Raw genomic sequence first — 16952 nt, 5'->3', positions numbered from 1 at the left:
CGGCCCACCCGACCTCGACGTGTGCGCGGACTTCCCCCATGCCGTCATGGAGAGCCGCTCACACTCGGCACAGCCGGTGGTTCACGGTGGTTTCGAGTGACCGGGTCGTCATGAGCGCGGTTGACTTCCCCCGCGTAGGTGCGCAGGAGCGTGTGGCACGTGTAGTGGCCGGGGGCCTGTTCCGTGAGGAGATGGTGGTCGGTGAGTTCGACGATGTGTTGCTGAGCGATGCGCGGGTCGCTGCCGCCGGTGAGGCTCAGGGCGCTGGGGACGGTGATCTCGGCTGCGGGATGAAGGCTGAGGAGCCGGAAGAGGTGGGCGGCGCCGGGGGAGAGGCATCGGTAGGTGTGGTCGAACCGCCGTCGGGGGTCCGTGTGGGAGTCCCAACCGGCGAAGGCGTTCAGGGTTTCGGTGTCGGCGCGGAGGTGGGCGGCGAGGGCGGTGAGGGGGAAGGTGGGGTTGGCGTCAGCGCGGGCGGCTGTGACGGCGAGCGCGAGGGGGAGGCCGGCGCAGAGATCCACGATCTCCCGGGTGGCGGTGGGCTCGGCGCGCGTTCGGCGGATTCCCAGACGGCGATCGAGGAATTCCAGGCCTTCCGCCGGGGTCATGGGGTGGACGGTGATGACGTGGGCGTTGTCCGTGACGGTGAGGCCCTCAAGACGGCGGCGGCTGGTGACGATGGCGAGGGTGCCGGAGGTGGCGGGAAGCAGCGGGCGGACTTGTTCGCAGTCGCGGGCGTCGTCGAGGAGGACGAGGAGGCGCCGGTTGGCCAGTGTCGTCCGGTACAGGCTGGTGAGCGCGGTGTCGCTCGCACTCGTGCCGGTGACGTCGAGTGCGTCAAGGATTTCCCGCATCGCCTGTCGACTGGTGAGGGGAGGGTTCGTCGGGTGGTGGCCTTGCAGGTCGAGATGGATCTGACCGCCGGGGAAGCGGTCGGCGATCCTGTGGGCCCAGTGCACCGCCAGCGTTGTCTTACCCACTCCGGGCATGCCGCACAGGACCGCGGTCGTGCCGTACGAGCGGCTCTGCGCGGGCGTGGGCAGAAGTTCCATGCACTGCTCGACAGCTTGGCCTCGACCGGTGAACGGAACACAGTCTCCGGGGAGTTGGGCCGGCCTTGCGACGCCGTCGCTCCGGAAGAGCGGGACCGTCGGCGCCCGGCTGGAAGCCGGGACCAGAGCCGGGCCGGTCGCCCCGTCGGACGGCATGAGCCGGAGCAGGCGCTCCCGGGCGGCGCGCAGGTCGGGTCCGGGTTCTGCTCCCAGGTCCTCGGCCAGGGTGCGCCGGATGATCTCGTACTGCCGAAGTGCCTCGCCCTGCCGACCGGTGGCGGCCAGCGCGGCGATGATCCGTGAGTGCAGCGCCTCATCGAGGGGATGGTGGTCCACCGCGCGGCACAGTGCGGTGAGCACTTCCTCCGTCGCCCTCGGCGCCGCTGTCAGGACCACATCGGCGGCCTCCTTCGCCGTCGCCACGAACTCGTGCCCCACCGAGGTGAACAGCGGATGCCGCGCCACTGGCGTGCCCGCCGCCACCACCGGATCACGCCACAGACGCACCGCCTCCAGGAAATACCGCGCTGCCCGTGCGGGCTCGCCCGCTCTCACCGCCTGCTGCGCCTGTGCGCGCAGGCCACGAAATCGCAGCAGATCGGATGTGGAGGTGTCGACCAGCAGCCGGTACCCGCCGGCGGTACGCACCAGATGCTCGGCCTGCGTCCGGCTGGGCAGCCCCGGTTCCAGTGTCCGCCGCAGCCCACCGATGTGCCGGTGCACCACGTTGACCGCACTCGACGGGGCAGTACGGTCCCACAGGACGTCCACCGCCTCGTTCAGGGTCACGGGTTCGGGCGCACGCAACAGCAGCAAGGACAGCAGCGCCAGCCGCTTCGGCGGCCCGATCTCCAACTCGGTCTCCCCGCGCACGGCGCGCACGGCACCGAGAATCGAGTAACGCACTGACGCGTTCATCTCGCCGCTGCCCTTGCCTTCCCTACGTCGTCCACGGACCCCGGGATCCCGAAACGGCCGTCTGCCCGGCGGGGAGCGTGACTGCCCTGAAGAACTGCCGCTTCACTCTTGCCCGTGACGTACGGCTGACGCATCGGTCACGTGACCGTGGCCGGCGGAGCAGTCATACGCAAACGCCCCGGTGCGGCGCGGAGGGGGCAGTGCGGGCGCGGGGAGTCGCCGGTGATCCATGACGGACGGCACATTCGGTGGTGGGAACTGCCGTGACGGGAACGGCAGTTCTCGAGTGCTCTCGTCACCTCACGCGGTGTCCCCGGAGACGGAGGAGAGGAACTCGACCACTGCGGTGGTGAATTCTTCGGAGCTCTCGATATGGCCCAGATGCCCTGTCCTGCGCAGGACGGCGAGCTGTGACCCGGGAACCGCCTCGTGGATCATCCTGGCCCAGTGCGGCCCACAGATGAAGTCGTCGTCTCCGACCAGCACCAACGTGGGGGCGGTGAGGGCGGACAGTTCTTCTCGTACGTCGAACGCGGGACCCTCGCCCCAGGACGGTGCCGCGTACATGCGCAGGGCTTGGCGCCCCGGGGCGAAATCGTCCTCGCGGCCCCAGTAGTCGTGAAAGTAGGCCGGAGTGATCGTGCGCAGGACCGCCGTCGCGCCTTCGTCGTCGAACCGGTCGGGCCGGCTGCTCAGCCCGGCGACGTAGCCGGCCACCTCAGGGTGCTCGGAGACGTGGTGACGGGCGAAGTGCTCCAGGTTGGCGACCGCGGTCCGCCAGAAGTCGTCACCGGTCACCGGAGAGGTGTCGTAAAGGATCAGCGAGGCCACGCGGTCCGGGTGATCAAGAGCGTAGCGTTGGGCCACGAACCCACCGTGAGAATGGCCGAGCAACATGATGTGCGGCAGCGCCAGATGCTCGATCACCGCGTGCAGAAAGTGTGTGTACGTGGACAGGTTGTAGTCACGGGGATCGGCCAGCCGGCCGGACGCACCCGTGCCGACGGGCTCCAGGTACACCATCGTCATGCTCCGCTCCAGTTCGGGCATGCGCAGATATTCCCAGCCGATGCCCGGTCCCCCAGGGTGGACAAGACATACGGGGCCGGTGCCGGTGACGTGATAGCGCTGGTCCACGACAGAGGTTCCGTGCCGTACGGAGATGGTGTGAGTGGCGGGAGAGAGAGGCGAGTCCGGGTCAACGGCGGGGCGAGAAAGGGCCGTCGGCCCCTGTGCGGCGTTCACATCTCCGAGATGCTGCGGCATCCGGGCACCCAGTGCAATACGTTGTGCCCCGCATCACACACTGTCTCGCCAGGCGTTCACACTGTGCGGCCGCCCGGAGGCCCGGAGCCGGTCTCGTCGACGCTAGGACACAGCGAAGCGGAACACGTCCGCGTACAGCCGCAGTTCCTCTTCGAGGCACGTCATGAGCGTGGACTGTCGGCGAAAACCGTGGCCCTCGCCTTCGAAAGTACGGTACTTGTAGGGCACGCCGTGCCGGGACAGAGCACCGGTGAACACGTCTGCCTGGGAGGGCGGACACACGACGTCGTCCAGTCCCTGGAAGAGCAGCAGCGGTACGTCTATCCGGTCCGCTTGATAAATCGGGGACCGGGCGCGGTAGAGGTCCGCGCGCTCTTTCGGACCGACCAGCGAGTCCAGGTAGTGCGACTCGAAGTCGTGTGTCCCTCCCGCGGACAGAGCGAGGAGATCCAGAACGGGACAGTAAAGCGTGGCACAGGCGTACAGGTGGCGATCGTGTGCCGCGACCGACAGCGCCGCGGTGAAACCGCCCGCGCTGACGCCCCGGATCGCCACTCGCCCCGCGGCGGCCGTGCCCTCGGCGATCAACTCCTGTGCGACCACGGCACAGTCCTCGACGTCCACCACGCCCCACTGCTCGCGCAGTCTCTCGCGGTAGGCGCGTCCGAATCCCGGCGTGCCACCGTAGTTGACCTCCGCCACGGTGATGCCCCGAGAGGTGAAGTAGGCGATCTCCGGATTGAGAGCGAGAGGAGCCCTCAGACCGGGCCCACCGTGCGCCCAGATCACCAGCGGGGACACTTCGCCGGACGGGCCCGAGAAGGCGGCGTTGCGCGGGGAATGAACCTGCGCGTGAATGGCATGTCCCGCACGGCCCTTGAACACCCGAGGGACGGGTACCGGCAGGTACGCGGTGTCCACCGCCATCCTGGGCGTACGACTCATGGCGCGGGTGGCCAGGGAGTCCGCGTTCACCTCCATCACCTCGTAGGGAGCGAAGCGTCCCGCCGCGACCCCGACGATGCGGTTCCCGACGGCATCGATGTGGGGCAGCCACTCGTCCTTCGGTCCGGGCACGTCGACGTACTGCCCCCGTGCGGGGTCCAGGACGGCGAGCCGCTGGCCTCCCACACCATGGAGGACGGCGAGTCGTCCGTCGGCAAGTGGCCGGAACCACCGGAGCCCCAGGCGTTGCAGACCGGCGAACTCCTCCTCGGCCCGGTGCAGCGGACGCTTGTCACCCGTGTCCGGGTCCACCTCGTACAGGTTCCACCACCCGGTGCCCTCACAAGCCACGATCAACGTGCCGGCGGAAGACCACTCGGCCTGCGCCACCGGGTCGCCCGGCCCTCCGGTCAGCGTCCGGGCACGCCGCAAGGAGCCGTCGTCGGTCACCTCGGCGATACGCAGTTCCGCCGCGTCCCAGGGCATGTGGGGGTGGTTCCAGGCGAGCCATACGGCACGTCGTCCGTCGGGCGAGAGGTGCGCTTGGGAGACGAAACGATGGTCTGGGGCCGACAACTCCCGGACGGCAGAGCGGTTCGCGGCGGCCGCGCCATTGAGCGGTACGGCAGCATGGAGCCTTCGTACATCGCTGGGGCCGCCCCCTGTGAACTCCTCCATGACGCAACGGACTTCGCCGCGTACCGGATCGAGCACCGGCTCGGCCCAGCGGATGCCTCCGCCCACCGGTGAAACGGGGGTCAGCGCGACGGGCGCGGTGCTGCGCCCCTCGTGCAGACGACATGTGTACAGCCGCTGGTCGGCATGGTTGACGAAGACGACGAGCGTGTCCGCGCCGTCCTGGGCGGCGGCCCAGGGCCGGCCGCCGTATTCGATGACCCGACTGCGCACGTCCCACGGGGCGGGCAGAAGCGATTCCGTCGTACCGTCGGCTCGGCCGCGCACGAGTGCCGACCGGCCTTCCTCCTGGGGACGCGGCTCCACCCACCACGCCTCGCCGTCGACCAGGCCGACGTACGACGGCGCCGCGATCTGTCCTGCGGCAAGACCTGTCGTCGCGGCCGCGCTGTCGACGGGGGATCCCCATGACCCGAAGGGCGCGGGTGTTGTCACGGGATCACCTTTACTGGCACTGGGGGCGTCGCGTTCACAGACACCATGTTTTCCCTTCATCCCCAAGCGGGTGTGGGCTTCTTCGACGGCATGTCTTCCCTCGTGACATGTGAAGACGAGCCTCGAACCTACACGAGCTGTGACAACACACAGTGCGATAGTGTTTCGCTCCTACCCCCCAAGTGAAAGGTGATTGCCGTGGCCGAGCTGTTTTATGACGCCGACGCCGACCTGTCCGTCATCCAGGGCCGCAAGGTCGCGGTCATCGGTTACGGCAGCCAGGGCCATGCCCACGCGTTGTCGCTCCGTGACTCGGGTGTCGACGTGCGTGTCGGTCTGCACGAGGGCTCCAAGTCCAAGGCCAAGGCCGAGGAGCAGGGCCTGCGCGTGGTGACGCCGGCGGAGGCCGCCGCCGAGGCCGACGTCATCATGATCCTGGTGCCGGACCCCGTCCAGGGCCAGGTCTACGAGGAGTCCATCGCCCCGAACCTCAAGGACGGCGACGCGCTGTTCTTCGGCCACGGCTTCAACATCCGCTTCGGCTTCGTCCAGCCCCCGGCCGGGGTGGACGTGTGCATGGTGGCACCCAAGGGCCCGGGCCATCTGGTGCGCCGTCAGTACGAGGAGGGTCGCGGCGTGCCCTGTCTCGTCGCGGTGGAGCAGGACGCCTCCGGCAACGCCTTTGCGCTGGCCCTGTCGTACGCGAAGGGCATCGGCGGCACCCGTGCGGGCGTCATCAGGACGACCTTCACCGAGGAGACCGAGACCGACCTGTTCGGTGAGCAGGCCGTCCTCGCGGGCGGCGTCACCGCCTTGGTCAAGGCGGGCTTCGAGACGCTGACCGAGGCCGGCTACCAGCCGGAGATCGCGTACTTCGAGTGCCTGCACGAGCTGAAGCTCATCGTCGACCTCATGTACGAGGGCGGCCTGGAGAAGATGCGCTGGTCGATCTCCGAGACCGCCGAGTGGGGCGACTACGTCACCGGCCCGCGGATCATCACGGACGCCACCAAGGCCGAGATGAAGAAGGTCCTCGCCGAGATCCAGGACGGCACCTTCGCCCGTGAGTGGATGGACGAGTACCACGGCGGTCTGAAGAAGTACAACGAGTACAAGAAGCAGGACTCCGAGCACCTGCTGGAGACAACCGGCAAGGAACTGCGCAAACTGATGTCATGGGTGAACGACGAGGCGTGAGCATCCTGCGGCTCGGGCGAAGCGGCCGGCACGCGTCGGAACAAGGGAACGAATCATGATCGAGTCGATGCCCGGTCAACTGCAGCCGATGCCGACCGACTGGCAGCGTGCCCTCGCGGTGGTGGCCCATCCCGACGACCTCGAATACGGCTGCGCGGCCGCCGTCGCCGCCTGGACCGATGCCGGCCGCGAGGTGTCCTATCTCCTGGCCACTCGTGGCGAGGCCGGCATCGACACGATCGCGCCGACCGAGTGCGGACCGCTGCGGGAACGGGAGCAGCGTGCCAGTGCGGCGGTGGTCGGCGTGTCAGCCGTGGAGTTTCTCGACCATCGCGACGGCATGATCGAATACGGCCTCCCGCTGCGCCGCGACATCGCTGCGGCCGTGCGCCGCCACCGGCCCGAACTGGTCATCACGCTCAACCATCACACGACCTGGAGTGCCGGGGCCTGGAACACCCCGGACCACGTGGCCGTAGCGCACGCCGCTCTCGACGCGGCGGCGGATGCCGGTAATCGCTGGATCTTTCCCGAACTGACCGAGGCGGGTCTCCAGCCCTGGAACGGGGTCCGATGGGTGGCCGTGGCCAATTCCCCGAACCCCACGCACGCGGTGCGTGCTGATCACGGTCTGGAGCGTGCGGTGCTGTCGCTTCGCGAGCACCGCACGTACCTCGAGGCATTGACCGCCGAGGACCCCGAATCGTATGCACGACGATTCCTGACCGAGAGCACCAGCGCCCTGAGCCCACGTTTCGGTGGGGTGCCGGCTGTTGTCTTCGAACTGTTCAGCCGGTGAGGCGTGGGCTGCCGGGTCATTGATCTCTGCCGGGTGCTGGGGACCGGTTGACACCTGCCATGCAGTGATAGTGTGGAAACCACTGTTGTGTTCCGGGCGGATCGTGTGACTGCGGCCGTCCGAGACGTCGAGCAGAGTCCCTTGAGACCGGCATGGAAGAGAATCGGCAATGACGACACTGCATCTCACTCTGCTCGGCGCGGTCCGCGAACTCCCGGCCGCGGAGCTGCCTGCCGTCGCCTCCGTCCACAACGGCCGTTCTTTGCGCCGCTTCGCGCTGGAGCTCCATGTGCCGGACGAACGGCACGAGGAACTGGACGCCGAGCTCCAGGCGGCCTCCACGGCCGATGGACCGCACATTCAGGGGACGGACGCGACCTGGCGCGTGTCGGAGGGCTGGACCGCGGTCTCCCAAGGACGCAGACCCGAGATCTACATCTACAAGGCGGAGATCCAGGAGGTGGAGGAGCTCCACGTCTCCGCTCTCGAGATCGAAGGACTCACTCTCGTTCCGATCAGGTACAGAGAGGACGTCGGCGAGGAGACGATCACGGCGACGTTCGTCACCGAGGTGTCCGACGAAAACGATGAGCGGCTGGAGGAGCTTCTCGGGAAGCCGCATGAGTTCTTCGACGTCATCCGCCGAGGCATCAGCGACGAACCTCTGCGTATGCGCTTCGGGCGCCGCGTGTGGCAGCGGGCCGGGGAAGGAGCCCGTCGTCACAACCTGGTGCTGATCGCCGACGAGGACACGTCACAAGCGGCGCCCGATCCTCTTGCTCTGGTGAACCAACCGCAACTCGAGCGGACCATGGAGAAGGCGTGCGCGAACACCGACGCGCTGGCCCTGCTACTGGAAGAGCTGCGATCCAAAGGTGTCCTGGACAAGGACGCCTTCGACGCGATCAAGCGTGCCGCTACCGCGCATCCGTTGACTCACCAGGAGAAACGCGAGTTGTCCCGGACCGATCGTCTGGACGACTACTGGCGTTGATGACACATCTGCCGCGGCCGGCGGCCGGAAGGGAAGCCCTCATGACCGGAGACGTCGCGGAACCGGTGCCTCAGATGGTTCTGTCCCCGCTGACCAGTGCGGCGATCTTTCTCGTCGTGACGATCGACAGCGGCGGCGAGACCACCGTCCGTGAGCTGCTGTCGGACATCGGCTCGCTGGAACGGGCCGTGGGATTCCGTGCCCAGCCCGACGGCAGGCTGAGTTGCGTCACCGGCATCGGTTCGCACGCCTGGGACCGCCTGTTCTCCGGGACGCGTCCGGCCCGGCTCCATCCCTTCCGGGAAGTGAACGGCCCGGTGCACCGAGCCGTCGCCACCCCGGGTGACCTGCTCTTCCACATCCGCGCCTCCCGTCTGGACCTGTGCTTCGCGCTTGCCACGGAGATCATGAGCCGACTGCGCCAGGCAGTGACGGTCCAGGACGAGGTGCACGGCTTCAAGTACTTCGACGAACGCGACCTGCTCGGCTTCGTCGACGGAACGGAGAATCCGACGGGTCCCGCGGCGCACGCGGCGGTGGTCGTCGGCGACGAGGATCCGTCCTTCTCGGGCGGGAGTTACGTCGTCGTGCAGAAGTACCTGCACGACCTCGACGCGTGGGAGGAACTGTCCGTCGAGGCGCAGGAGAGAGCGATTGGCCGACGGAAGCTGTCCGACGTGGAGCTCGCCGACAACGTCAAACCCGCGGATTCACACGTCGCCCTCACCAGCCTCACCGACGCGGACGGCAGAGAACTCGAGATCCTCCGCGACAACATGCCCTTCGGCGCCGTGGGCCGTGCGGAGTTCGGCACGTATTTCATCGGCTACGCCCGCACCCCCGAGGTGACGGAGACGATGCTGGAGCGGATGTTCCTGGGCACGGAGTCGGCGCCGTACGACCGCATCCTGGACTTCTCCGTCCCGGTGACAGGCTCCCTGCTCTTCTCGCCGGCTGCGGACTTCCTGGAGGACCTTCCCGAGCCGCCGACTGCTGGGACTTGACGACGACACCGTTTCTCCGTCCGTGAAAGTGATGACGACAGTGGATTTCAAACTGGAAGTTGTGGTTCTGCCCGTCTCCGACGTCGACCGGGCCAGAGCGTTCTACGAGGCGGTGGGGTTCCGCCTGGATGCCGATCGCGTCACCGATGACACCTACCGGGTGGTGCACATGACGCCCACCGGCTCGCCGTGCTCGATCCTCTTCGGCGTCGGGGTCACCACTGCCCCGCCGGGTTCGGCTCAGGGGCTCCACCTCGTCGTTTCCGACATCGTGAAGGCCCACGAAGAGCTCCTCGGCAGGGGTGTGGAGATGGGTGGGATCTTCCACGACACGAGCGAGCTGTTCCACCGCTGCACGGGTGAGAGGCGGGTCAGCGGCCCTGATCCGCAACGTCGCAGCTATTGCTCGTATGCGGAATTCAGTGACCCGGACGGCAACGGGTGGGTGCTTCAGGAGGCAACGAACTGAACCCGGCCGTTCTGTTCGTGGTGCCGGCTGTCGGAGACCGAGCCGGCGCGGGTTCGGCCCGCGCCTGCTCAGGTGCTCGGCGACCCGGCTCGGCTCCGGAACGTCCGGGTGCGCATCCCCTCATGGGCGCCGGTCGGCGATGAAAGCGGGCGGCCCCGTCAGCTCGCCTGCCGTGCCACGACGACCCGGGACGACACGCTCCGTCTGTCTGCTCGGTCCGTCAGTGGTGGTGCGTCGCCGAGTCAGACTCGCCGTCGTCGGACCCGGACGCCGTGTGGCGCAGCCGCCGGAGGGTCTCCGAGATCGACTCGATGCGTGCGTCCACCGTGTGGATGGCCTCTCTGAGCTGGCTCAGCCGCCCCTCGAGCAGGGCGGCCTCTGCCGCCAGCGACGCGGTGGCGGCGGCGGGATCGGCTTGCCGGTCGGTCCCTCGGAGCATCTGCCCGTCCTCCCTCGGTTCGTGCCGGAGCTCTGTCGGCGGGCTTACAGCGATCGCCCGAGTGCGTCGACTGACCTGGGTCCCTGCCATGTTGCCTCCTCCTCGCTGCGGGGCTCGGGTGGACGCCACCGCAAGCTGCTGACACCCGATTGACCGGGCAGCGGGAGGAGCTGTGACAGCTGTCGGCGATCGGCCGCGTCCGTACGACGGACGCGGCCGTAGTGCGGCGCGCGCCGGGCTACTGGAACGTGCAGCCGGGGTTGGGGGCGTCCTCGGCGAACGGGGCGCCGTGCGGCAGCACGTAGAGGACTTCCAGGACGACGTCCGTCGCGCCGCGGTTCTGGCCCAGGTGCACGTGGTCCGCGCCCGACGGCTCCTTCAGGGAGCTGCCCTTGTCGTAGACGCCGTCGGAGGCGCACGTGGCGTCGAAGTGGCTCAGCGTTCCCTGCTTGACGTACGCGTACAGCGTGCCGTCGTGGTAGTGCCAGCCCGTTCCCTGGCCGGGCGGAATGGTGACCTCTCGGAGGATGTAGTCCCGGTCCCCGATGGTCTTCTGGGCAAGGACCTTGCCGGTGACGCCGGGACCTCCGGGAGTCGCCTGGGCGACCGCGGAGGTGAGTGAAAGCGCGGTGCACGCTGCACCGACAGCTGCTGCACGCAGCATATTGCGCATGATGATCCCTTTCGGGCGCGAGGAGGTGGTGACCCCCAGGGGGGAGGTCACGTGGGAGTGTGTTTGACAGAACACACTGTAATGCCACTAAGTGTGAAGTCGTGCGGCGGTACCGTTCAGGACGCATGGGCTTCGCGCCGGGCTACGACGAGGGACGCACCGATCAGGAGCGACGCGATGACGCCGGTGCACAACACGGCGACCGTCGTGAAGGTGGTGGCGAGGACGGCGAGAGCCGCGACCGGGGGAAGGACGTTGGCCGTGGTGGGCAGTTGTACGGTCCGCCGGTGCAGCAGCCACACGCAGGCGATGAAGACGGCGACGGGCACCGTGTACGTGGCCGCGGCCTGGACGTCGGTGAGAGTGCCGTGGTCGGTGAGATGGGCGACGTTGACGGCCAGTCCGGCCCCTACGGCCGCTGCCGCGGCGAACACCGCGTAGTGCCCGTAGCCCCACATCATGGCCGTGCTCTGGGTTTTGAGGCGACGCGGTGCGTCCTGGGCGAAGTACAGCCACCACAGGGCGAAGACGGTCAGGATGCCACCCAGTGCGATGAGCAGGACGGAGCCGGCTTCCGCATCGGTGTCCAGGGCGGTGCGGACGGCAAGGACAGCGGCGGTGATGGACTCGCCGAGCACGATCAGGGTGAACAGCCCGTAGCGCTCGGCTATGTGGTGCGGGTGCCACGTGGTGCCCACGGCACGTTCGGCCCAGACGGGAACCGCGAGTTCACCGACCGCGAGGACGGCGAACGAGGCGATGCCGCCGTCGTGGGGCAGGGCCAGGCGGACCAGCCAGCCGATCTCCAGGACGGAGATGCCCAGGGCGTACCGCAGTGCCGACCGCCGGCGTTCCCGGTCCGTGTACGCGGCGCGCAGCCACTGGCTCACCATGGCGAGCCGCATGACGACATAACCCCACGTGATGATCTGGAAGTCCCCGTGCTCCAGGGCCTTGGTGGCCCCCGCGGCCATGACCAGAGCTCCGGTGATCTGGACCAGGGTGAGGAGGCGATACGGCACGTCGTCCGTGTCGTAGGCGGAGGCGAACCAGGTGAAGTTCATCCAGGCCCACCAGATCGCGAAGAACACGAGTGCGTAGCCGAGAAGGCCGTGACCTGGACGGCCCGCTGCGATTTCGTGCTCGAACGCCGAGGCGGTCTGGGCGACGGCGGCGACGAAACACAGGTCGAAGAACAACTCCAGCGCGGTGGCGGTGCGGTGTTCCTCACCGGCATGGCGGGCGAGCATCGGCCGGTGCCAGGCACCGGAGGGCGGCGAGGACACCAGAACTGTCACCCTCGACGACCTCACCGCCTTCACGCCGCCGCGTCCTGATCGATCCGTACCGCCGAGACGTCCAGGGTCAGAGTCACCTTGTCACTGACGAGTACGCCTCCCGCCTCCAGAGTCGTGTTCCAGGTGAGCCCCCAGTCCGAACGCCGCAGGGTGGCCGTCCCCTCGAAGCCGACCCGGTGCTGTCCGTCGACGCCGACGCCGGCTCCGCCGTAGACGAGATCGATGTCCAGCGGCAGCTCGACGTCCTTGATGCGCAAGTTGCCGGTGAGACGGAACTCGTCGTCGCCGCGCTGGACGATTCCCGTGGAGCGGAAGGCCATCAGGGGAAACGTCGCGGAGTCGAAGAAATCGGGTCCTCTCAGGTGCGCGTCGCGTTCCTGGATTCCCGTGTCGATGCTGTCGGTCTGGACACTCACGTACGCCGTTGACCGGGAGGGGTCGGAGCCGTCCAGCAGGAGGAGGCCCTCGAAACGGTCGAACCTGCCGCGAATGGTGGAGATCATGGCGTGCCGGACGGAGAATCCGACCGTCGTGTGGGCCGGATCGATGGTGTAGGCACCGGTGACCGCCGCGTAGGTGCCGGATCCGGGAGAAGCGGTTCGGTCGCGTCCTGTGAGCATGGTGAATGGCTTTCTCTACGGTTACTGCGGTGACAAGGCGCGTTGTCTCAGGGCCCGCTTCGGCCACTGTGGACGGGGGCCTGCCGTGCCGCGGTGCGGACGACAAGCCCCGCGCGGTCGATGTGCGCGTCCGGGGCGGGAAGCAGCGTGGTCTCCCGCAGCGCGCTACTCGACGAGCTTTCCGTCGGTGGAGACGTCCTCCATGAGTGAGGTGATCTCCTTCGGGATGGACGGAATGCTCTCGTGGGTGATTCCTGTGGTCGGGGACCACACGAGGTTGACGCGGAGGGCGGGATCCATGGCGGGGTAGTCGCTGCGGTTGTGGCAGCCGCGGGTCTCCCGGCGTTCGAGTGCCGCTTCGAGGGTGGCGCGGGCCGCCAGGGCGGCTGATTTGAGGTCGAAGGCATGCGCGAGGTCCTGGAACCCGGCGATGTCGGGGTGGACTCCGACGTTCTCCATGCGCTTCTCGATGGTGTCCAGTTCCGCCAGACCGGTGCGCAGGCCCTCTTCGTCGCGGACGACGCCCGCGTGTTCGGTCATGGTGTTGCGGATGGCGCGCTGCAGGGCGCGGACGTTCTCGGGTCCGTCGGCGGCGAGGAGTTCGTCGACCTCGCCACGGGCCTGGGCGACGGCTGCCGCGGACCGGGGCTGGGCGGTGAGTGACTCGGAGTAGGCGGCAGCGGCCTGGCCGGTGATGCGGCCGTAGACGAGAAGCTCGATGAGGCTGTTGCCACCGAGACGGTTGGCGCCGTGCAGGCCGCTCGACGCCTCGCCGATGGCGTACAGGCCGCGGACGTCCGTGCTGTGGTCCTCGCTACGGACCCAGACACCGCCCATCGAGTAGTGCGCCGTGGGCGCGATCTCGATGGGGTCGCGGGTGATGTCGAGCATCTGGAGGTCCAGAAGCGTCTGGTAGACCCGGGGCAGTCGATTCATGATCGTCTGCCGGGGCAGGTGGGAGACGTCGAGCCACACGCCGCCGTTGGGGGTGCCGCGGCCCTCCTTGATCTCCGTGTACGCGGCCAGGGCCACCCGGTCGCGGGTGGACAGTTCCATGCGCTGCGGGTCGTAGCGGGTCATGAAGCGCTCGCCGAGGGCGTTGCGCAGGATGCCGCCCTCGCCGCGGGCGGCCTCGCTGACGAGGGTGCCCGCGGCGTTCTCCGGCTCGATGATGCCGGACGGGTGGAACTGGACCAGTTCGGGGTCGCGCAGCCGGGCACCGGCCTCGACGGCCAGGCGGAAGGAGTCGCCGGTGTTCTCGTCACGGCGCGAAGAGGTGCGCCGCCAGATGCGGGTGTGGCCGCCGGCCGCGAGGATCACGGCGTCGGCGTGGATGAGGTAACGCTGTCCGTTGGTGAGGTCGAAGCCGTAAGCACCGAAGACGGCACCGTCATGCACGAGGAGGCGGGTGATGTAGACGCTGTCGAGCATGGGTATGTTCAACTGGCTCGCGCGTCGGATGAGGGTGCGCTGGATCTCCAGGCCCGTGTAGTCACCGGCGAAGGCGGTGCGCCGGAACTTGTGCGCGCCGAAGAAGCGCTGCGAGATCCGGCCGTCCTCCTCGCGGGCGAAGGCCATGCCGTAGCGCTCCAGGTCGTCGATGCCCAGGGCGGCGCCCTGGGTGACGATCTCGGCGGTGCGGGGATCGCCGAGCAGGTAGCTCTCCTTGAGCGTGTCCGCGGCGTGCTGCTGCCAGCTGTCCTCGGGGTCCATCGTGGCCAGGGCCGCGTTGATCCCACCGGCGGCCAGGGATGTGTGCGTGTCCTCTTTGGGGCGTTTGCCGACGGCCATGACATCGACACCGGCCTCGGCCAGCTCGATCGACGCCCTGAGGCCGGCCCCGCCGGTACCGATCACCAGCACCATGGTGGAAAGACGTTGTTCGGTGATAGCCACGATTGCTCCCATCGCTCCGGGTGGTCACTGACTAGGACCAGGTCCGGCCGTGGTTTGTGACACCGCGAAGGCGGCCTCAGCGCTCGGCACGCGGTTGCTCATGCGGGTGAGGACGGTGAGCGCGCGTCGGTGAAGCAGAGGTCCGAGCGACGTCTCGTTGGCCATCGTCAGCAGGGCAGGGAGACGGAGTCGGGTGTCAGGAGAGCCTCCAGGGACGCGATGTCCCCGGTACGCGCCGCCGAGACGAAGGTGGCGAGAAGCTGACGGTGCTCGGCCGCGTCCACGGTCTCCTGGTGGTCGCCCGACAGGTGCTTGCGGGCGCGGCTCACGATTTTGCGCACGTTGACGACGGTGAGCCCGAGTATCTCCGCGATATCGGCGTAGGCGTAGTCGAACGCCTCACGCAGCACGTAGGCGGCCCGCTCGGTGGGATTCAGCTTGCCCAGCACGAGGAGCAGGGCCAGTTCGAGGGCCTCTGCCCGCTGCGCGCCCACCTCCGGGTCGTTGCTCGTGTCTATGGGCTCGGGCAGCCACGGACCGATGTAGGTCTCACGCCGCACACGGGCGGACTGAGCCACGTTGATGGCCAGCCGGGTGGTTGCCTTGGACAGGAACGCGACGGGACTCACCACCGCCGAACGGTCAGTCTTCTGCCAGCGCAGCCACACCTCCTGGACCACGTCCTCGGACTCCACCGCGCTTCCCAGCAAGCGGTAAGCGATACCGAAAAGGCGTGGACGGAGCTCCACGAAGACAGAAACGGCCTCGTCCATCGTGTTCGCAGTGGAGGGCCTGTCAAGATGCATGTTCCTCTGTCTCCGTTCCTCTCAGGACCGGTGCTGTCGATAGCGCACTCGTCGGGTCACCGTGTGGCGGTCCTGCCCCCTGGGCACCCGTACACGGTTGTCTTGGCCGCACGCGTACAGGGGAGGGGCCGGCCGCCACGGAGTCCGGTGTCACCACGAGGCGGGCACCAGGTCGATCGCGTCGTCTCTTCGACCGGGCGCACCCTCGTTTCGTTACAGATCCGCCATGGTTTGTTGACTCCGGCGGGCATCACACTGTCGCCTTCGACAGAGTGGTCACACTATGGCGACCATGCTCAGTTCACCTGATGTACACCGGGAGAGGCATCCGGCCGGTTCCAGAGGCGCAGTTTGTCGGGGTTCAGAACGGCCCAGACCTGGACGACCTGGTGGCCGGCGATGTCGAAGCTGATCACGGCGGCGACCTGGCCGTCGTAGCGCACGACGATCCCCGTCTGCCCGTTGACGGAGTGGAGTTCCAGTGCGGTACGGGGGCAGTGGGAGAGCAGAGTGAGCAGGCTGCGGGCGACCTGGAGGGCACCGTGCACCGGCCGGACCAGAGCCCGCACCTTGCCGCCGCCGTCGAAGAAGGCCGTGGCGTCGGGGGCCAGCAGAGATGACAGGAGGGCCGAGTCGTCCGCGGCGCAGGCCTCACGGACCGCCCGGACCATCCGGTCGTGCTGCTGCGGCATCGTGGGACTCGAACGCCTGGTCCGCAGGGTGCGACGGGCCCGTTCGGCGAGTTCGGCACATTCCCGTTCCGTCTGGCCCACGATCTCGGCGACCACCTGTGGCGCCATCCCGAAAACATCATTGAAGACGAACGCTGCCCGCTCGGCCGGGCGCAGGGAATCCAACGCGTTCAGCAGAACCTCGCTGACCTCGTCCGCCAAAGACGGACAAGCGCTCACCGTCGTATCACCGGCCGGCCCTGCCGCACCCAGCCCTCGACGCTCGGGCAGGGCAAGGTACGTCAGGCAGATGGCGCCCGCCGTCTTCACCAGCCAGGAGAGCGGCTCCGCGATCCGCGCCCTCTCCCGATCGGGCAGGCCGTACCACCGTCGGTAGGTCTCGGTGACGACTTCGTCGGCATCAGGACCTGTGCCCACCATCCAATAGGCGACGGCCAGCAGATGCTGCCGCTCGTCAAGCATCTCAGCGATCGGCACCGCGTCATCGCCCTGGTCCATACGGCATCTTCCCTCTCACACGGCCGTCCATCGCCACCACCGCGACGTCTCGGCCGACGTCGGAACGGCCTCGGTGGACCGAGCGCGCTGTCCCGACCTGTCGTGTCCCACGTTGTTGTCACGCTGTTCTTGACAGTGCAGACCGGATGGGCATGGACCATGTGACACGGGCAGGGACGCGGGGGGAGGGAAGTGCCTGCGAAAGCGCTGCGGTCTCAAGCCCGTGGCGACGAGGGGCACATGTCACACATCAGA

General features: G+C 68.1%; 14 protein-coding genes and 1 pseudogene. 5 read left to right on the top strand and 10 right to left on the bottom strand.

What is annotated here, in order from left to right:
• Positions 1 to 44: 44 nt before the first annotated feature.
• The 3 genes from QF027_RS14790 to QF027_RS14780 all read right to left on the bottom strand — a co-directional run bounded on the left by QF027_RS14790 (position 45) and on the right by QF027_RS14780 (position 5312).
• On the bottom strand, positions 45 to 1970 hold the full coding sequence (locus tag QF027_RS14790; protein ID WP_307074986.1) for an AfsR/SARP family transcriptional regulator: 1926 nt from the start codon (positions 1968 to 1970) through the stop codon (positions 45 to 47).
• Between the two features lie 300 nt (positions 1971 to 2270).
• Positions 2271 to 3107, bottom strand: coding sequence for an alpha/beta fold hydrolase (locus QF027_RS14785; RefSeq protein WP_307074985.1), 837 nt, complete (start codon positions 3105 to 3107; stop codon positions 2271 to 2273).
• 231 nt (positions 3108 to 3338) lie between these two features.
• Entirely contained in the window at positions 3339 to 5312 is a 1974-nt protein-coding gene (locus QF027_RS14780; protein WP_307074983.1) for a prolyl oligopeptidase family serine peptidase, read from the bottom strand.
• A 198-nt stretch (positions 5313 to 5510) separates the two neighbouring features.
• Between QF027_RS14780 and ilvC the strand changes: the two genes are divergently transcribed.
• The 5 genes from ilvC (at position 5511) to QF027_RS14755 (ending at position 9775) form a co-directional block, all read left to right on the top strand.
• Positions 5511 to 6509, top strand: coding sequence for a ketol-acid reductoisomerase (gene ilvC / locus QF027_RS14775; RefSeq protein WP_307074981.1), 999 nt, complete (start codon positions 5511 to 5513; stop codon positions 6507 to 6509).
• A 55-nt stretch (positions 6510 to 6564) separates the two neighbouring features.
• Positions 6565 to 7308, top strand: coding sequence for a PIG-L deacetylase family protein (locus tag QF027_RS14770; RefSeq protein WP_373431005.1), 744 nt, complete (start codon positions 6565 to 6567; stop codon positions 7306 to 7308).
• A gap of 169 nt (positions 7309 to 7477) precedes the next feature.
• Complete coding sequence (locus QF027_RS14765; RefSeq protein ID WP_306982178.1) at positions 7478 to 8302, top strand: hypothetical protein; 825 nt, start codon at positions 7478 to 7480, stop codon at positions 8300 to 8302.
• Between the two features lie 41 nt (positions 8303 to 8343).
• On the top strand, positions 8344 to 9306 hold the full coding sequence (locus QF027_RS14760) for a Dyp-type peroxidase (RefSeq protein WP_307074980.1): 963 nt from the start codon (positions 8344 to 8346) through the stop codon (positions 9304 to 9306).
• 40 nt (positions 9307 to 9346) lie between these two features.
• On the top strand, positions 9347 to 9775 hold the full coding sequence (locus QF027_RS14755) for a VOC family protein (protein WP_307082369.1): 429 nt from the start codon (positions 9347 to 9349) through the stop codon (positions 9773 to 9775).
• 220 nt (positions 9776 to 9995) lie between these two features.
• Here QF027_RS14755 and QF027_RS14750 read toward each other — a convergent pair whose 3' ends face one another.
• The 7 genes and pseudogenes from QF027_RS14750 to QF027_RS14720 all read right to left on the bottom strand — a co-directional run bounded on the left by QF027_RS14750 (position 9996) and on the right by QF027_RS14720 (position 16697).
• A complete protein-coding gene (locus QF027_RS14750; RefSeq protein WP_306982182.1) occupies positions 9996 to 10214 on the bottom strand; it encodes a hypothetical protein in 219 nt (72 codons plus the stop codon).
• A gap of 238 nt (positions 10215 to 10452) precedes the next feature.
• Positions 10453 to 10887 (bottom strand): cupin domain-containing protein, encoded by a 435-nt coding sequence (locus QF027_RS14745; protein WP_306982184.1) that lies wholly within the window; start codon positions 10885 to 10887, stop codon positions 10453 to 10455.
• Between the two features lie 116 nt (positions 10888 to 11003).
• Positions 11004 to 12137: a low temperature requirement protein A gene (locus QF027_RS14740; RefSeq protein ID WP_307082368.1), complete on the bottom strand. Its 1134-nt coding sequence runs from the start codon at positions 12135 to 12137 to the stop codon at positions 11004 to 11006.
• A 68-nt stretch (positions 12138 to 12205) separates the two neighbouring features.
• Positions 12206 to 12805, bottom strand: coding sequence for a YceI family protein (locus QF027_RS14735; RefSeq protein ID WP_306982186.1), 600 nt, complete (start codon positions 12803 to 12805; stop codon positions 12206 to 12208).
• Between the two features lie 165 nt (positions 12806 to 12970).
• Positions 12971 to 14671, bottom strand: coding sequence for an L-aspartate oxidase (locus QF027_RS14730; RefSeq protein ID WP_307082366.1), 1701 nt, complete (start codon positions 14669 to 14671; stop codon positions 12971 to 12973).
• Between the two features lie 206 nt (positions 14672 to 14877).
• Positions 14878 to 15507: pseudogene (locus QF027_RS14725) on the bottom strand (sigma-70 family RNA polymerase sigma factor); the annotation flags it as partial.
• A 296-nt stretch (positions 15508 to 15803) separates the two neighbouring features.
• Positions 15804 to 16697, bottom strand: coding sequence for a sigma factor (locus QF027_RS14720; protein ID WP_307074978.1), 894 nt, complete (start codon positions 16695 to 16697; stop codon positions 15804 to 15806).
• Between the last annotated feature and the right edge of the window lie 255 nt (positions 16698 to 16952).

Origin of the sequence: Streptomyces canus, from assembly GCF_030816965.1 — a bacterium.
In the GTDB taxonomy this organism is placed as follows: domain Bacteria; phylum Actinomycetota; class Actinomycetes; order Streptomycetales; family Streptomycetaceae; genus Streptomyces; species Streptomyces canus_E.
The sequence above is the reverse complement of the archived record's forward strand: the minus strand, read 5'-3'. Positions and strand labels throughout refer to the sequence as shown.